At 34.3% G+C, this 17,602-nt stretch carries 17 protein-coding genes and 3 pseudogenes; 9 read left to right on the forward strand and 11 right to left on the reverse strand.

Going from position 1 to position 17,602, the window contains the following annotated elements; genetic code table 11:
- Window positions 1-339: 339 nt before the first annotated feature.
- Window positions 340-1,737 carry an iron-containing redox enzyme family protein gene (locus B1201_RS10230; RefSeq protein ID WP_078193445.1) on the reverse strand — a complete coding sequence of 466 codons (1,398 nt, stop codon included), beginning with the start codon at window positions 1,735-1,737 and terminating at the stop codon, window positions 340-342.
- Between the two features lie 247 nt (window positions 1,738-1,984).
- Between B1201_RS10230 and B1201_RS10235 the strand changes: the two are divergent.
- From B1201_RS10235 to B1201_RS10255, 5 genes and pseudogenes are all read left to right on the forward strand, one after another.
- A pseudogene (locus B1201_RS10235) lies at window positions 1,985-2,456 on the forward strand (CinA family protein).
- A 189-nt stretch (window positions 2,457-2,645) separates the two neighbouring features.
- On the forward strand, window positions 2,646-2,918 hold the full coding sequence (locus tag B1201_RS16805; protein WP_143221691.1) for a hypothetical protein: 273 nt from the start codon (window positions 2,646-2,648) through the stop codon (window positions 2,916-2,918).
- Between the two features lie 84 nt (window positions 2,919-3,002).
- Window positions 3,003-3,299: a hypothetical protein gene (locus tag B1201_RS10245; protein ID WP_078193446.1), complete on the forward strand. Its 297-nt coding sequence runs from the start codon at window positions 3,003-3,005 to the stop codon at window positions 3,297-3,299.
- A gap of 43 nt (window positions 3,300-3,342) precedes the next feature.
- Window positions 3,343-4,038, forward strand: a complete 696-nt coding sequence (locus tag B1201_RS10250) for a DUF421 domain-containing protein (RefSeq protein ID WP_078193447.1) — start codon at window positions 3,343-3,345, stop codon at window positions 4,036-4,038.
- A gap of 126 nt (window positions 4,039-4,164) precedes the next feature.
- A complete protein-coding gene (locus tag B1201_RS10255) occupies window positions 4,165-6,243 on the forward strand; it encodes a catalase (RefSeq protein WP_078193448.1) in 2,079 nt (692 codons plus the stop codon).
- A 45-nt stretch (window positions 6,244-6,288) separates the two neighbouring features.
- On the opposite strand, the gene B1201_RS10260 is transcribed toward B1201_RS10255, so the two are convergent.
- On the reverse strand, window positions 6,289-8,259 hold the full coding sequence (locus B1201_RS10260; RefSeq protein WP_078193449.1) for a BCCT family transporter: 1,971 nt from the start codon (window positions 8,257-8,259) through the stop codon (window positions 6,289-6,291).
- Window positions 8,260-8,784: 525 nt separating this feature from the next.
- Here B1201_RS10260 and B1201_RS10265 point away from each other — a divergent pair.
- Both B1201_RS10265 and B1201_RS10270 read left to right on the forward strand, forming a co-directional pair.
- Window positions 8,785-9,351 carry a lipocalin family protein gene (locus B1201_RS10265; RefSeq protein ID WP_078193450.1) on the forward strand — a complete coding sequence of 189 codons (567 nt, stop codon included), beginning with the start codon at window positions 8,785-8,787 and terminating at the stop codon, window positions 9,349-9,351.
- Window positions 9,352-9,526: 175 nt separating this feature from the next.
- Window positions 9,527-9,760, forward strand: a complete 234-nt coding sequence (locus B1201_RS10270; protein ID WP_078193451.1) for a DUF2171 domain-containing protein — start codon at window positions 9,527-9,529, stop codon at window positions 9,758-9,760.
- A gap of 326 nt (window positions 9,761-10,086) precedes the next feature.
- Here the strand turns inward: B1201_RS10270 and B1201_RS16990 are convergent, their stop codons facing one another.
- The 8 genes and pseudogenes from B1201_RS16990 to B1201_RS10310 all read right to left on the reverse strand — a co-directional run bounded on the left by B1201_RS16990 (window position 10,087) and on the right by B1201_RS10310 (window position 13,858).
- Window positions 10,087-10,224 (reverse strand): hypothetical protein, encoded by a 138-nt coding sequence (locus tag B1201_RS16990; RefSeq protein ID WP_171263775.1) that lies wholly within the window; start codon window positions 10,222-10,224, stop codon window positions 10,087-10,089.
- A 300-nt stretch (window positions 10,225-10,524) separates the two neighbouring features.
- Window positions 10,525-10,734 carry a cold-shock protein gene (locus tag B1201_RS10275; protein ID WP_078193452.1) on the reverse strand — a complete coding sequence of 70 codons (210 nt, stop codon included), beginning with the start codon at window positions 10,732-10,734 and terminating at the stop codon, window positions 10,525-10,527.
- Window positions 10,735-11,100: 366 nt separating this feature from the next.
- Window positions 11,101-11,370: a hypothetical protein gene (locus B1201_RS10280; RefSeq protein WP_078193453.1), complete on the reverse strand. Its 270-nt coding sequence runs from the start codon at window positions 11,368-11,370 to the stop codon at window positions 11,101-11,103.
- A gap of 127 nt (window positions 11,371-11,497) precedes the next feature.
- A pseudogene (locus tag B1201_RS10285) lies at window positions 11,498-11,883 on the reverse strand (hypothetical protein).
- Window positions 11,884-11,937: 54 nt separating this feature from the next.
- Window positions 11,938-12,150 (reverse strand): hypothetical protein, encoded by a 213-nt coding sequence (locus B1201_RS10290; RefSeq protein WP_078193454.1) that lies wholly within the window; start codon window positions 12,148-12,150, stop codon window positions 11,938-11,940.
- A gap of 3 nt (window positions 12,151-12,153) precedes the next feature.
- Window positions 12,154-12,369: a cold-shock protein gene (locus B1201_RS10295; RefSeq protein ID WP_067766972.1), complete on the reverse strand. Its 216-nt coding sequence runs from the start codon at window positions 12,367-12,369 to the stop codon at window positions 12,154-12,156.
- A gap of 125 nt (window positions 12,370-12,494) precedes the next feature.
- On the reverse strand, window positions 12,495-12,716 hold the full coding sequence (locus B1201_RS10300) for a transposase (protein WP_067766975.1): 222 nt from the start codon (window positions 12,714-12,716) through the stop codon (window positions 12,495-12,497).
- A 932-nt stretch (window positions 12,717-13,648) separates the two neighbouring features.
- Window positions 13,649-13,858 (reverse strand): cold-shock protein, encoded by a 210-nt coding sequence (locus tag B1201_RS10310; protein ID WP_078193456.1) that lies wholly within the window; start codon window positions 13,856-13,858, stop codon window positions 13,649-13,651.
- 619 nt (window positions 13,859-14,477) lie between these two features.
- Between B1201_RS10310 and B1201_RS10320 the strand changes: the two are divergent.
- Together B1201_RS10320 and B1201_RS10325 are read left to right on the forward strand one after the other, a co-directional pair.
- Window positions 14,478-15,307: pseudogene (locus B1201_RS10320) on the forward strand (IS5 family transposase).
- 265 nt (window positions 15,308-15,572) lie between these two features.
- A complete protein-coding gene (locus B1201_RS10325) occupies window positions 15,573-16,787 on the forward strand; it encodes an alpha/beta fold hydrolase (RefSeq protein ID WP_078193458.1) in 1,215 nt (404 codons plus the stop codon).
- A 551-nt stretch (window positions 16,788-17,338) separates the two neighbouring features.
- On the opposite strand, the gene B1201_RS10330 is transcribed toward B1201_RS10325, so the two are convergent.
- Window positions 17,339-17,569 carry a hypothetical protein gene (locus B1201_RS10330; protein WP_078193459.1) on the reverse strand — a complete coding sequence of 77 codons (231 nt, stop codon included), beginning with the start codon at window positions 17,567-17,569 and terminating at the stop codon, window positions 17,339-17,341.
- Between the last annotated feature and the right edge of the window lie 33 nt (window positions 17,570-17,602).

A 17,602-nucleotide genomic window follows, 5' to 3' on the forward strand; every position in this document is an offset into this window, starting at 1 on the left:
GTGTGTTATAGAAAAAGTAGAATCCACTGAGTTTGGAATGGATTGGAATGTTAAGCATCAAGCTGTATTCCTTTGTATTTACAATAGGTTATAAACTTTTCAGAGTTGTATACTTTTGCATCTAAAAGGCTTGGTTAGGATATGGCGAGTATACAAATTTATTTTAATTAAATTATTTCAAAATTTGTATACTTTTACAAAAAACTAAGCATTATTTTATTTTTTTATTAATAAACATGTATTTATTTTTATCTTTAGAAATATCACATATTAGTAAAAAACCGCCCGAAGGCGGTTATTTTTGACGATGAAAGTTATAAATCTTTTGGAGTATTTATTTTATTGACGAGCTAGAGATGGAAATAAACACTCAACAATACGTTGGGTACTCCATAAACCAATTTCTTGATGATGCATATGAGGTGCTAAATACTTTAGAAGTTTGTTGATCTTATATCCTGTATTCGTACTTCCATCAAATTGTTTCTTAAGCTCAGCCATTTCATGGTTCGCTAAATAACTAAATGAATTGGTCTCTAGGAAGTTTTTTACAAACTCATTATTTACTTGATTTTGTTTGGAATCTACTGATTTACCTGCAATCCAGTCATAAATAAAAGTTTTTTCAACAGCATTAAACACTCCAAACATTTTACCCTCTTCGTCGTGAATCATCTGCCAAAACCTACTCTCTTCAGGTGGTCGATTCAATTTTATCCAGCCCATACGTACAAGCTCAAAAATAAACTCTTCAACACTATCATCTTCAGATAGCCATTCATTCGTCGTTCTATTGTTAAACATACATTTATTACTATGCATATGTTTACCAACGATCGCTTTTTTCTTAAATATTTCTAGGACCATTTTTTCGGTGCTTAAATTTTTAATTATCTGAACTGAACTCATTCCCTTGTTATTTAGGAGGTATCCAATTTTGAGTTTACGAATGAACTCATCTTCAGATCTGTACCTTGTAGAAAGTTTTTTAATAGCATTGGTTGCAAGCTGCGCATGCCCATTATCAAAATTATCTATCGTGATATGAACATTAAAATAGTGTGCATCAATTCCAAGTTCTTTTAACTCGTAATTGCTAATTAGCAAATGTAAAGGAAGTTGTTCATAGCCTAAATTAAAACCTGCTATCTCTGGTATAAACTCTGAAGGTGCATATGCAAGCGCAAGCTGTATTGCTGCCTGATGGTAATAGGCATCAGATAAGTTTAAAGATAGTTGATTCAAACCATGTGCCAGTAGTAGGTCGTCGTACATTCTCACGTGATTGGCTTTTTCTGAACCGAGACCAAGCTCCTCTAAATATATCTGAATAAAATCTCTAAATACTGGATCATTCCAATACTGAGTAAAGCTATATAGCCATGAACCATCCACTTTTTTTGTGGGTGCAACCTTGTATAAAAACTCATAAGCTTTACTAACTGATGAAAAATACTCTCTTCCTCCACCCTGCTTTCGTCTATCTAGGTATTCTTTATAATATTCACACTGTGTGCGGTTATTATGATGAATCCAATCGACAAGATGGTCTAGTTCGTCTGGCATGTCACTGATATGGTCTAGAGTTTTAATTTCATTTTCTAGAACCTTAAATGCCTTTAACTCTTTGGCAGAATTAGGTATTGAAGCGTCTAAGAAGAACTCAACAATTTCAAAATATTTCTGATGATCTTTGGTTATTAAGTTTAAGATTCTTTCTTTTACTGCTGTAGGCATTATAGTTCTCACGCGGTAAATGATTCTTCTTAACCATAGTTCAGAAAATAAGTAGTATTTGTTAATTTTTTTTAATAAAATTTAACGCAATGTAATATTTTAAAAATTTTAATATATAAAACACACCTTTAGTATAATTTTTAACAAGTTTTTAAAAAGTAACATTTTTTTGATGTGACTTAATTCACATATTCATATTTAAATATCAATTATGATTCTTTTATAAAATATTCATAGGATAATTTATATGAAATCAATTTTTGACTTTATTTCTAAAAAATCCCTATCGATAACGCTATTTGAAAGTGCGAGTGCAGGTTATTTAGCATATAGAATTTCACAAGATAAAACTCTGGAATACTTCTGGATGGTTCTATTGTTAGTTATGACTTACTATTCAAGAAGCGTATTTTAAATATAAAACAATCACTTATAGATAAATATACTGCTGAATCCCCAGAAGTAACCACTCAAATGATTGTAAATGGAAAAAATTATTTAAATCAGATATTTATATATCTTGCACTGGACTTTTAAAGCGCGGAGGATCCGAAAACAAAAAGAAACCTGTAGGTACTTTTTTCTATTGCATTTATTTTAAGAAAAAATTTTATAATTTCAAAATTTTAACTAAAGGTAAGCCTATCAAAAAATTAAAAATACTATATAAAGCTCTATGCAAGTCACTCACTAAAATATTAAAAAATTATTATTGTTAGTTTCATGTAATTAAAAAATGACTATTTATGTATATAAAACAGTCCCCAAAGTATTACTTTTAAAAAAATTGAAACTTAATAAAGATTATGTAACATCTTTAATAATCATATTAGCAATATTCATGTTAATAATAAATAATCTACTGTAATTGAGTAGATTATCTAATTAATCTTTAAAGGAACAGTATTATGTCTAATTATAACCAAGATCAAAATAATGATACTCGCTTACAGCACCAACGTGGCGATACTCAAAAACCTCAAAACCAACAAAATCAGCAGTCTGATCAACAGCGTCAGCAGAATGATCAGCAACAACAGCAGCAACCCCAACATCAACAAAATCAGCAGTCTGATCAGCAGCGCCAGCAGAATGGTCAGCAACAGCAGCAGCAACCCCAACATCAACAAAACCAACAGTCTGATCAACAGCGTCAGCAGAATGATCTGCAAGACCAATAGTCAAAGTAACAACATTAATTTTTATTTGCAGAAGTAGCTCAGGGATCGCTACTTTTGCAATTTATTAAATAATTTATCGGAGTTATTACTATGAACGACCATCAAAATGAACATCCAATACATCATGACTGGCGCACGGATTACTCCAATAGACCGTACTATGGGGATCTGCAACGCGAAGTGCCAGATATAGATTATGACCGTGATCTAAGGTCAGCTTATGAGCTTGGTGAGCGCGAACGTCATTTGTACGGTGAAAATGCGCGTTTCGAAGATTCTGAGCCGGATTTACAAACCAAATGGGAAGAGTTTAAAGCAGATTCTCGCTTGAAATGGGAACATGCTAAGCATGCGATTAAGGATGCTTGGGATAAAATTTAACCCTGTATGTATGTAAAACTAGAATTAATAAATTGTATCAAATATGGACTTCATAAAAATAATTCTGCATGACACCTCTTTTAACTTTGCATTGGAAATTATTTTCCGATGCATCATTATGTTTATCTTAATTATTATTTTTTTAAGATTTTCAGGGAAAAGAGGTGTCAGGCAACTTTCAGTATTTGAGTTAGCTATTATTTTAAGTTTGGGATCTGCAGCAGGCGATCCCATGTTTAATGATGATATCCCCATCATTCAAGCACTCATAGTATTTGCAGTCATTATTCTTCTCTATAGATTAACTACATACCTCATCATGAAATCAGATTCATTTGAAACCATGTTAGAAGGTAGGCCAATGTATATCGTCAAAGATGGCTTATTGATTGTTGAAGATATCAAACAGGAAAAGTATTCATATGACGAATTTTTTGCTGAGTTAAGGCAAAACAAAATAGAACACTTAGGGCAAGTCAAATCAGCCTTACTTGAAACAGATGGGTGTCTAAGTGTAATCCCTTATGCCAAGGATAATATTAAATGGGGACTACCAATTTTTCCTGATCACTACCAAAAAGCACAGCGTTTTGATTCCAAAAAATACTATTCGTGCATGCTGTGTGGTCAAACACAATTTATTAGTTCTCTAAATGCTCAGTGCCCCCGCTGCAAATGTGACCGCTGGGCTGAATCTGCTTTTTATTGTGAAAGTAGCTCCAATCAACCATCAGATTGAACATAAAATAGACAATTTTTTACTCTAATTTTGCCAAGCATCTTTATTGTCTATATTAGCTTTATGCAATAGCAAAACCTTATCTAGCACATGTACTAAATAACATCAGACAAAGGGATGTAGCTCATGAAAAAATCAAATAATCCTAAAATTGATCAGTTTGAAAAAGAGGCATATGTAGACCCTAAAGGTAAAACACTGACCTCATCTTTGGGTGTACCTGTAGCTGACAATCAAAACAGTTTAAAAATAAATCAGACTGGTCCTACTCTGTTAGAAGATTTTCTCTTACGAGATAAGTTAATTCACTTTGACCGTGAACGTATCCCTGAGCGTGTTGTGCATGCTCGTGGTGTTGGAGCGCATGGTTATTTTGAAGCTTATGAAGGAAACGAAAAATGGACTAAGGCTAAATTTTTGACTAATACTCAAAATCCAACACCAATCTTTGTCAGAATTTCTACAGTACAAGGCGGGCGCGGCTCAGCTGATGTAGTCCGTGATGTACGCGGATTTTCCATCAAATTTTATACCGAAGATGGAAACTACGATTTAGTCGGTAATAACATTCCTGTATTTTTTATTCAGGACGCAATCAAGTTCCCTGACTTTGTCCACGCAGTGAAGCCTGAAGATCCGAACGAAGTTCCTACTGGTCAATCTGCGCATGATACCTTTTGGGATTTTATTTCTTTAAATACCGAAGCCTCTCATATGACAACCTGGGTGATGTCAGATCGTGCTATCCCGAGAAATTTACGATCGATTCAAGGTTTTGGTGTACATACCTTCAGATTAATTAACAAAGATAATGAGGCGCATTTGGTTAAATTCCACTGGACACCGAAACAAGGTGTTGCCCAAGTCGTTTGGGATGAGGCCTTAAAGCTTAATGGTAAAGATCCCGACTTCCATCGTCGCGATCTATGGGATGCCATTGAACGTGGCAATTATCCTGAGTGGGAATTAGGGGCACAGATCTTTACTGAAGAAGAAGCGGCTCAATGGGACTTTGATGTTTTAGATGCTACAAAGCTGGTACCTGAAGAGCTTGTACCTATTACCCCACTAGGTAAATTTACTCTAAATCGAAATACAGATGATTTCTTTGCAGAAACAGAGCAAGTTGCTTTCAGTCCAGCCAATATTGTTTCAGGAATTGATTTTAGTAATGATCCTTTATTACAAGGTCGTTTGTTCAGCTATACAGATACTCATCTGCACCGCTTAGGAACAGCAAACTTTAATCAAATTCCAATTAATAAACCGGTCTGCCCTTTCCATACCAATCGACGTGGCGGCTATGCAAACCATGAAGTCTATAAAGGTAAAGCGAATTATGAGCCTAACTCTGTAGATGAAAATTGGCCTAGAGAATCTAATAATGATCCGCATGCATTTCGAACCCATCCTGAACAAATCCAAGGCAGCAAGTTAAGAATCCGACCAGAAAGCTTCGCAGATCATTTCTCGCAAGCGACCATGCATTACCAAAGTCTTGCTAAGCACGAACAGCAACATATAAAGGATGCCTATGCATTTGAACTTTCAAAAGTGAAAGCTGTTGAAATTAGGGAACGGGTCGTAAATGAGGTGCTTGCAAATATTGACTTGGATTTAGCTCAATTTGTAGCAAAAGAATTGGGGTTAGATGCTCCGACTAAGCAAAGTAAATCGGTTAAGAAAGCTGCCGTCGCTAAATCTGATCACTTAAGTACATTGGCATACCCTGCATCTGATATTAAGCAACGAAAAATTGCTCTGTTGGTGCACAACGGCGCTAATGCTTCATCTATCGATGCAATCAAGACTTGGGGCGAATCAGAAAGTGCTGTAGTTGAAGTTTTAGCCCCTAATGCAGCGCCAGTTAAATCTAACGATGGTAAAGAAATTGCAGTGGATGGACGTCAGAATGGCGAACCTTCAGTTACCTACGATGCTGTCGTTGTTGTAGATGGAGATAATCTAGATGAATTCCTGAATGATGGTGTAGCTAAACATTATGTATTGGAAACATTTAAGCATCTTAAACCTATAGTACTATTAGGTGATAAAGAGGCTTTAATTAAAGAGCTTAATCTGACTCAAGATGCTGCGCTTTTCACTTCACAAAGTTTCAAAGATGTCAGTGATCAATTTAAAACAGCGATACAGAATCACCGTTATTGGGATCGTGAAGATAAGGTTGCTTCTATACCGGCCTAATTTAACTATGAATAAAAAAACCGCCTTTCTGGGCGGTTTTTTTATCTATTGGTTCTTGGTTCGAACTAGATTTAAAAAATGTAGATGACGTTCGTATTGATCAATAACATCTTGCAAAATATCTTCTTGCGTCCATTCGATGATGTCATAATTTTGACCACCTTCTCTCAAAAATACTTCAGCTTGATAATCTTGCGTAATTTCTGCTGAATCAATCATAAAGCTTGGTGTATTTTTTTCTTGGACAACCACTTGGTAGATAAAGTTAATCTCATCTTGATGGTTTACACGTAGCTGCAAGCCATCATCTATCGTGTTTACCGTCACATCTAAATGACGACGCTTAAACTCTTTCTGTAGATTTGAAAATGCCTGGCTTACCGTTGTATCAATATACTGTTCAACTTCTTCACGTGTATGCGGATAATGCATAATCAATCCTAAACGTTGTTGCCAACTTCTTGGATTATGAATTGCTCTAGGTGTAATACGTGCATCCTGTAATGCTTGCATCTTGGTTGCATCTAAATGTAGAGCCTTGACTAACCCCCAGCAAATTAAAAGCATTACGAAGGTGAATGGTAGTGCACTCAACATTGTTGCAGATTGCAAAGCTCCTAAACCTCCAGCGAACAACAAAACAATCGCAAGCACTGCCATTATTGTTGTCCAAAACAATCGTTGCCAGGTCGGAGAATTTTCCGATTTTGCTGTTAAATAGTCTGTAACAAGTGCACCAGAGTCAGCTGAAGTCACAAAAAATAGCATAACCAGTATAGTCGCCACAAAACTCATCAAGCCTGAGAATGGCAAGGTCCCTAAATATTCAAATAATGCAACGGATGAATCTCGTTGCACTGCAGAAATCAGCGAGGTGTTCGCTTCGTTTAAAATACTATAGAGTGCAGCATTCCCCATGACTCCCATCCAGATCAGCGTAAAGCCTGTTGGAATAAGTAAAACACCTACAATAAACTCACGAATAGTACGTCCTTCAGACACACGCGCAATAAACATACCTACAAATGGTGACCATGAAATCCACCATGCCCAGTACATAATTGTCCAACCACCGATCCAACCATCAGACTGGTAGGCATATAAATTAAAGGTCATATTGAACAAATTTGAAATGTATTGCCCCGTGTTTTGGATAGTCGTTTGCAATATAAAAATGCTTGAACTAGCAAAAAATACAAATAATAAGAGGGTTAATGCTAAGCCTAAATTGATCTCTGATAATCGTTTAATACCCTTGTCTAAGCCCATAAATACGGACAAAGAGGCCATAGCTGTAACAATGACGATTAGAATTAGTTGCGTCGTCGTTGAATATTCAATCCCGAATAGATAATTCAGGCCGGAGTTAATTTGTGTTACACCAAAACCTAAAGTCGTTGCGACACCAAATACAGTACCGATCGTTGCAAAGGTATCTACACCATCACCAATTGGACCATAGATTTTTTTTCCTATGAGAGGATATAACGCAGAGCGAATTTTTAGAGGTAGATTGTGTCTATAAGCAAAGTAAGCTAAAGCTAAGCCCACAATTGTGTAAATTGCCCAAGCATGAAGTCCCCAATGGAAGAATGTTACACGCATAGCTTGCTGAGCTGATTGGATAGTTTCTGGTTCACCGGTTGGAGGTGATACATAGTGCATCACTGGCTCCGCGACACCGAAGAACATTAAGCCAATACCCATACCAGCAGTAAATAGCATAGCGAACCAGGAGCTATTACTATATTTTGGCTGACTATGATCTAAACCAAGTTTAATTTTACCCATATTTGAACAGGCAATATAAATAAGCACTATTAGAAAAATGGCTACAGATAGCACATAGAACCAACTAAATGAGTTTGTAACCCATTGATTCAGTTGTTTAGTTATTAAATCAAAAGCATTGGGAGCTAAAAATACAATGGCAATAAAAATGCCAATAATAACAACTGTGCTAATAAACACATTTGGATTCACATTGGAATACCATGACGGTTTCAATGAAGACATACCTTCCCTATTCCGTTTTATTTGTAAGACAGATCTGAATTGATCAAAGAGATATCCGCTATTTGCGGAAGAAACAGGCTTGTATTGAAAAGTGCTGGCATTTTCATTTTCGTTTGAAAATTTAAAGCTGACTCGTTCAAAGCCGTTGTTTAGAGTTTGAGCATGTTATCATATTTTTAGATATATAATCCAATATTAAGTAGTAAAGCAAATTAAGACCATTACTAAACTATTTATTTCGTCAATTAATTTTCTTATTCAATACTCTCTTGAAGTGCTTTAGAAGTAAGTGAGTTCTTAGAAAGTAATTATAATTTTGCTTAATGTAAGCATTTTTTCACTTAGTTTTTGGGCTTATATAAGTAATATTATTTTATCTGTTAAAAATGGTAGTAAAAGGATTAATAAAACTTGAAAAGTTAAACAATGATTAAAGATCAAATACTTAATACATAAAAAAACAAAATGACCTTAAAAGCAATTTATAGTAATTAATTCACTTTCAAATTAAAGTAGGCTTATAACATGAATTCAAAAACCCGTAAGCTCCTTTTAGCTGGTGGTGCAGTACTTATAGCTGGTTCAATGCTCTCAACTGCAAATGCAAATGCAAACACTACGGAAGTCCAAGCGGTATCAAAGGTAGATTTAAATAAATATCTTGGTACATGGCATGAAATTGCACGTAAGCCGCTATATTTCCAGAACAAATGTGATTACAACGTCACTGCTAAATATTCTTTAAATGAAAATGGTAACGTGAAAGTAGATAATAGTTGCTATAGTGCAGACGGCAAACTCAACCAATCAATTGGTGAAGCATATGTTCAGAATGCGCCAGCCAACTCGAAACTTAAAGTGAGCTTTTTACCAAAAGCAATTCGTTGGTTGCCAGTAGGCCGTGGTGATTATTGGGTTCTAAAAATTGATGATGACTATCAAACTGCATTAGTTGGGTCACCAAATAAAAAATATCTTTGGGTACTCAGCAGAACTGCTAACCCTGACCAGGCCACAGTTGATGAATACTTAGATTATGCAAAATCCATCGGTTTTGATTTATCAGATCTGATTAAGACTAAGCATAAGTAATAATCCAATAAGTCCCCATCATGGGGACTTATTTCTAAATAATACAATGTAATTTATCTGGCCATGAACGTAAGAATATAAGGCCCTTTGTATCCCTTCTATTTCAATCCCTGATATCAGCGTCTATTTACGATAGGCTGAATGCTCACTCACATTGAAATAGGATAATATTCTAATGACTACTATTAATGTTGAAAATATTAAGAGCCATGCAGATGTAATTGCTTCATGTGGGACTAAAGTTGGTGAAGTAGACCACTTGCAAGGTTCGGATCAAATTAAACTGACTAAGCATGGTGATGGTCATCACCACTTAATTCCAGTTTCATGGGTTGGTGAAATTACAGACAATAAAATTGTACTGACTAAAGACTCTCAAGAAGTTAAAGATAATTGGATTGAAGCTTAAAACCCTAATCCTAAAAAAACCCTCTTAATGAGGGTTTTTTCATATCTGCTGTAATAATCATTGGAGGAAGTTAGTCTTTATCTAATGTATGAGGTGTTGTCGTCTCTTCATTTTCATTGCTGTCTTTTTGCTGGCAACCTACCAGCCCCAATACGAATACCAGGCTTATAATGGCTAACGTTTTCATACTTTAGGCCTATATATTTGTTAAAACTCTACACTAACAAAGCATGACGATTACTGTGTAAATTTATGAAAATCATTTATGAGATACATAATAAGAAAGTTGTTAAATATGGATTTACTTATATTGATGATTGTCTAGATTATGAAGTTATCCCTACATTCAAATAATTATCTTTCACCCAAGCCAATAATTCTTGTGCTGGTGCTAGACGTATGGCGTCTTCTTCCTCGGCCTGATCAATCAGATCTGAAGGTGTGAATGGTCTAAAGTATTCCAAGTTTAGCTCCTATTATTGAGCGTGACTTAATCCTGCTCTAGCTTCGACGATGATTTTTTGAATTTCTTCCCGTCGTTGTTTCTTCTTTTCATGGTAAATCCACACAGAAGAAATCAACACACTTATAATTAGTCCGCCAATCAGTACTTGTAGTCTTGTAAAGATCATTTTTATTGCTCTTATCATATAGTTTTCATTTAATTAAATTAAGCATTTAAATATTAAAACTTAATGGCAATTAATGACAAAAACCCGCCTTTAAAAGACGGGTCAATACATAATATGTTTAGTAAATATTTTTTAGAGAATTTGGATATTGCTAGCTTGCTTGCCTTTCTTACCATTCGTAATTTCAAACATTACACGCTGACCTTCCTCTAGTACTTTATAGCCATCGATTCGTACTTCACTATAGTGTGCAAATAATTCTTCACCAGTATCGGAAGCAATAAATCCAAAACCTTTTATACCGTTGAACCACTTCACTGTACCGTTTGTTAAATTAGACATTCATATTCCCTTTAAGTAATTATCAGTTTAGAAATTGCTGTAAATATTGATTAATTAACAAGCATATTCAATATAACCAATAATCCTTAAATATGAGGATACAACTGTTAGATCTATGTGAATCAAGTTCTTGTTTTATTTTGCAATTACACACAAAAGTGATAAATTTCTCTCATATTAAGGTAATAATCAGATATAGATTGTAATATTCGATCATTCACACTTTCCATAAATTGATGAAAAAAGCCCCACATATACATGTGGGGCTTCACCCAATTCATTTGCGCTGATATGAGCCAGTAAATTATAAAGCACTTTAATCAAAATATGTATTCAAAATATATCTTTAAAGCTAATTAATATAAACTATCGATTCAACTGCGTGTATGCCCATTTTAAAAATTTATCTTTATCATGAAAGTTTGGTACATTGATTAAGTGAATAAAACTCACTGCGCCAAATTTACCCGCAATCTTTTTAGGATCAACAATTTCAAAATCATTGTCATTACCTAAATTAAGTTCTTTGAAAAACTCCAGAACCTTGTTATGCAAACCTTGCTGTGAATGTTCAGTTCGCTCTATCAGAAAATCATAAATCTGGCTTAAAACATGTAATTCAAAATTTTTATTCATGACTTTCTTCTCATAATTGTTAAGGTTGAAATCCCAAACTAACGGTTATTATGAGAAAATTAAAGTAATCTAACATCCTGAAACAATATGCTTTGAAATATCTAATTTAAGATAACTCATGTTTTTTTTAAGCTTTTAGCCAGGCCTTTGCCCGCCCCATATTGATATCTGCAAGTTCAAATCTGTGAAATCGATACCCCAATTCTTCAGCATGATCGTAACGATCCATACTCCAAGCCTTGTTGCTAGTTTACCCTTGCGACCACCCGACCACGGACCACCAGCAATTTCAATCAACACTCGGTATTCAATAAGGTGAAGATCAAAAAGCCAATGTTTCGTACTTTTGAAATGAAAGTATTCCTCAAATTTCATTTCCATTTAGTCTAATATTTCTTTTAGTCGCTCGTATGCTTGTAAGTATTTTTCACTGGCTTTAGGTAATGGTCTGGAGCGTGGTTTATTCTTAGGAGGTATCCTTTTGGTTAGGTTTTTATATACATTAGGTTCCATATTTCACTCACTAAAAAACCTCCCGGAGGAGGTTTATTCAACTAGATATAACAATTAAAATAATTTAAATATTTTCCCAGTTTTATCACTGTAGAAATGCATATCAAAGCTAGGCTTAATTATTTCATCATCTATATTTAGATAACGGACGCAATCCCCAAAACTATTTGGCTCATCAGATGACTTTTCGCACATAGCTTCTAGTGTATAGACAGCGCCATGTTGATCAACCACATCTAACATTACTTTGTTTAATAAAGTTTCCATGTATTAGCCATCAATCCCAACGATTTCACTCGCTTGGAAACCACGTTGACCTTTTGATACGCTAAATTGTACACGCTGACCTTCAGCAAGTGATTTGAAACCACCTGAAATGATTTGAGAAAAATGAGCAAAAACTTCTTCGCCGTTATCAGCCGCGATGAAACCGAAGCCTTTAGTATCGTTAAACCACTTAACAGTGCCTGTAGTTAAATTTGACATAATAATTTCCTTTAATAATATTTAATATAGAGTTCTTGAAAAAATTAAGAAAATAAATAATTAATTTATAAATAATTTAATTAAAAAATTTTAGCTCTAAGTTGTTCAGATTTAAGAGTGAGAGTTTAAAAATACAATTTATATAGTTTATTTAGTTCAGTATAAAAAGATTTACCATCAATATTTAAAGTTAACTTTTGTCCTGATTCCAAGACAACTTGTTTAGCAACTTCAACTAAGGTTTTACCATTCAAATTGCTTTGAATTTTTTTTAACGGAATAATATTCACTCGAATTTCATCACCGTTAGTTGCTGAAGCAGTAGTCCAGCCGTTAGATATGTTCATTTATTGACTCATATAATGAGCTTTTGTAAACAGAATAGTATTAAAAATAAAACCAACTTTAATTTTGGAGATTGTTCACTTAAGAAAAATTTAAACTTATGATATTTACAGTAGCTGTGAAATTTAAGAAAAGATATAAAAATTAAATCATTATCTTAAAAATATGATTTAAGGAAAACCCACGGATAGCTGCAGGCTTCCCTTGATCGGCATGATGCGAATTCATGCTATGCGTTAACTGTTTGAATTTGATGCTTGAACATCAGAATGGAGGGAATACGCAATTCCTTTAACAACTCAAACACTACCGTTCCGCTTACGGATTCGATCAAACACACTATATCAGATATATTAATATTCACCTAACATTATTTCAATTTTATTTATATTTGTGATTTTTATATTCTCTTCCTGCTAGCTATCCAATATTTGTGTGATAATCATTGCAATACTTTATGTAAATTTCTAAGTCTAGTTTCGCCTGTGCTTTGTCTGTCATATAGTCACCAAAAAAGTCCCGCTACTTCCTAGCGGGATTTTCTGAAACTTTAAATTATTTTGAGCCGTTATTTCTTTACTTTTAAACAACTCTGACAAAAAAATTAAATTTCCATCAAAGCACTTTCGTGTAACCATCTCACTATGCATACTAATCATACATTTTATAAGTTGTAACATTTTAATGGCCCTTGATATATTAAAATAATTATTTAAATTTAATAACATAAATATTATTTAACCAATCGTTTCATTTCACTTAACCTTATTTCCTTGTTTTCCGTATGAACTGCAAAGCAAATAACGATTAAACTAAAGAAAAATATTGTAATAAGTATTTTGAAGCTTGTACCCATGTGCACAAAGCTCAAAAAAATTTTTACGGATAAATTTTTATGTTTATTAACTGCGGTTAGCAACCCAACACAGTTGCCTTACATAACTGTGATATTGCTAGGTTGTCGGCCTTTTTTTCCTTGAGTAATTTCAAATTGTACACGCTGGCCTTCTTTAAGTGCTTTATAGCCGCTCATATTTATTTTACTGTAGTGTGCAAATAAATCTTCACCACTATCAGATTGTATAAATCCAAATCCCTTACCTTCATTGAACCATTTCACTATACCACTGGCATTGTTAGTCATTTTTTATTCCTAATGTTTGAGTTTGTTATTTCATACTCTTTAGTAATACTTAGTAAGTTATTTAGTTAGTTTAGTTGCTCATAAGCCCATTTTAAGAACTTATCCTTTTCTCGAAATAAGGGTACTAATTTAAGATTGATTTTAGATATGCTCCCAAATTTTCCATAAAGGATATTTGGCTCCGTTTGTATGACGTCCGATTGATCTCCTTGAGAAAGTTCTTTGAAAAACTCCATAGCTTGGTTATAGGGTGTTAATTTTTCGAATCCTTCCCGTTCGACTATAAAATCATAGATCTGCCTTAAAACATGATGATCATATAGATTGGGCGTTTTGATTGCTCGATTTAGAATTGTTGTTTTATAAATCTAACTAAATTGTATAAATTTAAAAAGTGCGAAATAGTTCAAAAAATAAAAAATTTATGTAAATTAAAGATATTAATTTTATCCATTTTAAACATCTAGCTAAACCATTGTTAAGTTTAATTAAAATATATAACCTGAAAGTCTTAAAAGTTATTTTTGTTACAATTTTAAAAAATTAAAGTTTTTATATCCTTAGAGGCTTTGTTGCACAGACCTACCGGTAAGGTCTTATTCCGCAATATAATTCCTAGATGAACAAACCTACGTCCAAAATCTTTCGCACAACCAATTGGTCCACATATAACCGCGCCTTAATTAATCGAGGCAATATTTCCATTTGGTTTGATCCCAAAACTCAATGGTAAACTCATCCGCAAGCAAAATATGGTCGAAATCAAACTTACTCCGATAGGGCTATTCAATGCTGCTTAATGATCAAATCTTTATTTAAATTGTCTTTGCGAATGGTCACAGGCTTCGTCCAAAGTCTGATTAAGCTTTGTGGATTAGTAGGACAGCCCCGAATATCAGTGATATTCGTATTCCACACTGTGCAGATGACAAAGGCATATCGATATTGCAATTGGCTATCAAAAAAGTAGTGATGGTCTCCATCTACTCGTAGACTCTACTTGCCTAAAGTTTTTAGGTGAAGGTGAATGGAAGCGTAAGAAACATGGACCTGAATATCGTCGCCAATGGCTTAAGCTTCATATTGTTATCGATGCTGAAACCCTTCAAATACGTGCTGTACAACTTACCGCAGATAATGTCAGTGATTCACAGGTACTGGAAGATTTACTTGCTCAAATCCCTTAGATGAACGAATTGATTAGGTCTATACACGATGCCGTCAGGTCATTACAGATCGGCAAGCGTATGCAGTGATTCCACCTGGAAAAAATGGTCAGGCTATCATCGGCGAAGTCTGGTTGGAACCAAGATGCATTGCATTAAATTACTAGGCGATAAACTCTGTTCAAGGAATTTTAATAGTCAAGTGAATGAGATTCATGCACGTGTAGATGTCTTAAATAAATTCACAGGATTAGGTCGCCCTCATACCCAAGTTGTCACTTAAATATGAGTAGGTATGGGAGATTTTAATTTTTAAATATTTGTGCAACAAAGCCGTTTTAAAGGAAATAATAAAAGATTATATTTCCAGCAAAAAGCATTGTATATGCGTAAATTCATATTCATTCACAACAATTGATTTATAAAAAATAAAGTTCAACTTTGAACTTTATTTTATGCCGATTAGCCACTATATTAAAAATTCATAGAATAATTGATACAACGTGAAAACTTTAAATTAACCTTTTGAACAGAAGACGTTGCCCATAATGGAAACTAAGCATTTTATTCTCAAATTGGTTGCTAGCTGTATTTGTCTAGCTTCAGCGTATACAACTGCATCTCCTGTACCTTCTAAAATAAATGAAGGTCAAATCGCCAATATAGCCGCCCTTACACCCGGTACGATGCTATCTTTAGAAGCTCAAACGCCCGATCTTTTTAGCTACGCAGCAGAACGATATATCATCACCTATCGAAGTAGAGGTGTTCATGAAGAACCGATTGTTGCTTCTGGATATATCCTATTACCTAAAGGTAAAGCCCCGAAAGGCGGTTGGCCAGTTTTGGCATGGGCACATGGTACAACTGGTGTAGCAGATACCTGTGCACCTTCAGGTGATTATGCAGATGGACCCGTTCACGTATACCAAAAAATTGCATCCAAAGCTTTAAATGCTTGGCTTGCTCGTGGCTATGCAATAGTTGCACCAGATTATCAGGGTTTAGGTACATCAGGTGGTCACCCCTATATGAATGCTCAAAGTCAGTTACACACTGTCGTTGATGCTGTCCGTGCCATGCATCAATTAAAATCAGTCAAATTGAGTAAAAACTGGTATGTCATGGGCCATAGTCAGGGCGGCGCTGCTTCCCTAACCGTAGCAGCGTTTGGACAAAAGGATGCTCCTGAACTCAATTTACTCGGAGCAATTGCATTGGCACCCGGCGGTTACAAATATGAAGGAATTGCTGAATATGTTGCAAATCAGTCTAATATTGATCCGAGCGTTGCAGCATTTTTACCTATCGTCCTGTTAGGTGCTGAAGCTGCTGAGCCCGCACTTTCAGCAAATGATTTTGTAAGCCCAGAAATGCAGAAAATCCTCAATCAAGCTCGCAATCGCTGCTTATCGGAACTACAAACCGAACTAAAAGTATCACCAAAAAATGTTTTTAAACCCAATGTAGATTTAACGCCATTGACCCATTATTTAAAAAAACAGTCGATCGAATTGATGACACCTCAGGTACCTTTACTGTTAGTACAAGGTGATCAAGATCAATTGGTAGATTATCAGGGTGTCCATGCTTATTATCAAAAAGTCTGCAAGGAAAATAAACCCATAGCATTTCACCCAATTAAAAATGGTGATCATCGTGATTCACTCAAACAAAGTGAATATTTAATCGACAACTTTATTTATTCAATTGAGAATAAGACGTATTTAAATACCTGCCCAACAAACTCATACTCAAAATAAAAGCGCCCTCGTGGCGCATCTTCTTTCATAACATCTTGCATAGAAAAACTTTGCTATTGTTTTGGCTTTACCCATACACAAATGAATTAAAACTATCAGCTCTATTTTAAATTTATTCAAAAATTTATATCAATATTTTTGATAAAAAAATTAATTATATAGTTTTATTTACTAAGCTTTTTATTTAAAGCCAAAGATGTGGGTAACCAACTTAGATCAGTTTGGATTAATAAAATAGAAATACACAACTAAGCAAACTAGCGAAATCGTTGAAATTAAAAGATAAGTACCCGTTGTATTGAAGCTTTTTAGAAATTTAAATAAGTCCATCATTTCTTCCCCCCATGAAAAAACAGATAAATTATACTAAATAATATTTGGGGGATTAAATAGCTGTTGGTCGAATAGCTAAATCGATATGATCAAGTGATCATTAAAAATATATATCTCCTTTAAATCTAGATTAATCTATAGTTTGAGTCTATCAAATACAAAAATACAGCTCCTAACTCAATGAGAACTGTATTTTTAATACTAAAAATTGATCGAAATTAAAAGGCAAGTACTTTCACAATAATGGTTTGCATGTCTTCATTTTCTTCCGCTAAATAAACACGCTTTAACTCTTTACTTTTCACTTTGAATTGATGATTTTGATACTGAATTACAGCCGGAATTTGATCAAAATACAGGCTATCTGCGTCTAATTCTTCTTGAAAAAGTGGCGTGCCCAATTGATAGTCTAGGCTTTTTAATACTACATATTTAACAGTCGTTTTCATTGAAATAAACCTACTTTTGTTACGCTCTTTATT

Origin of the sequence: Acinetobacter sp. ANC 5600 (assembly GCF_002018395.1) — a bacterium.
In the GTDB taxonomy this organism is placed as follows: Bacteria; Pseudomonadota; Gammaproteobacteria; order Pseudomonadales; family Moraxellaceae; genus Acinetobacter; species Acinetobacter amyesii.

Bases quoted from the DNA above. Each gene is read 5' to 3' on its own strand.
- B1201_RS10230 (WP_078193445.1), bottom strand. From the start codon at position 1,737: ATGCCTACAGCAGTAAAAGAAAGAATCTTAAACTTAATAACCAAAGAT.
- B1201_RS16805 (WP_143221691.1), top strand. From the start codon at position 2,646: ATGTCTAATTATAACCAAGATCAAAATAATGATACTCGCTTACAGCAC.
- B1201_RS10250 (WP_078193447.1), top strand. From the start codon at position 3,343: ATGGACTTCATAAAAATAATTCTGCATGACACCTCTTTTAACTTTGCA.
- B1201_RS10255 (WP_078193448.1), top strand. From the start codon at position 4,165: ATGAAAAAATCAAATAATCCTAAAATTGATCAGTTTGAAAAAGAGGCA.
- B1201_RS10260 (WP_078193449.1), bottom strand. From the start codon at position 8,259: ATGTCTTCATTGAAACCGTCATGGTATTCCAATGTGAATCCAAATGTG.
- B1201_RS10265 (WP_078193450.1), top strand. From the start codon at position 8,785: ATGAATTCAAAAACCCGTAAGCTCCTTTTAGCTGGTGGTGCAGTACTT.
- B1201_RS10270 (WP_078193451.1), top strand. From the start codon at position 9,527: ATGACTACTATTAATGTTGAAAATATTAAGAGCCATGCAGATGTAATT.
- B1201_RS10275 (WP_078193452.1), bottom strand. From the start codon at position 10,734: ATGTCTAATTTAACAAACGGTACAGTGAAGTGGTTCAACGGTATAAAA.
- B1201_RS10280 (WP_078193453.1), bottom strand. From the start codon at position 11,370: ATGAATAAAAATTTTGAATTACATGTTTTAAGCCAGATTTATGATTTT.
- B1201_RS10290 (WP_078193454.1), bottom strand. From the start codon at position 12,150: ATGGAAACTTTATTAAACAAAGTAATGTTAGATGTGGTTGATCAACAT.
- B1201_RS10295 (WP_067766972.1), bottom strand. From the start codon at position 12,369: ATGTCAAATTTAACTACAGGCACTGTTAAGTGGTTTAACGATACTAAA.
- B1201_RS10300 (WP_067766975.1), bottom strand. From the start codon at position 12,716: ATGAACATATCTAACGGCTGGACTACTGCTTCAGCAACTAACGGTGAT.
- B1201_RS10310 (WP_078193456.1), bottom strand. From the start codon at position 13,858: ATGACTAACAATGCCAGTGGTATAGTGAAATGGTTCAATGAAGGTAAG.
- B1201_RS10325 (WP_078193458.1), top strand. From the start codon at position 15,573: ATGGAAACTAAGCATTTTATTCTCAAATTGGTTGCTAGCTGTATTTGT.
- B1201_RS10330 (WP_078193459.1), bottom strand. From the start codon at position 17,569: ATGAAAACGACTGTTAAATATGTAGTATTAAAAAGCCTAGACTATCAA.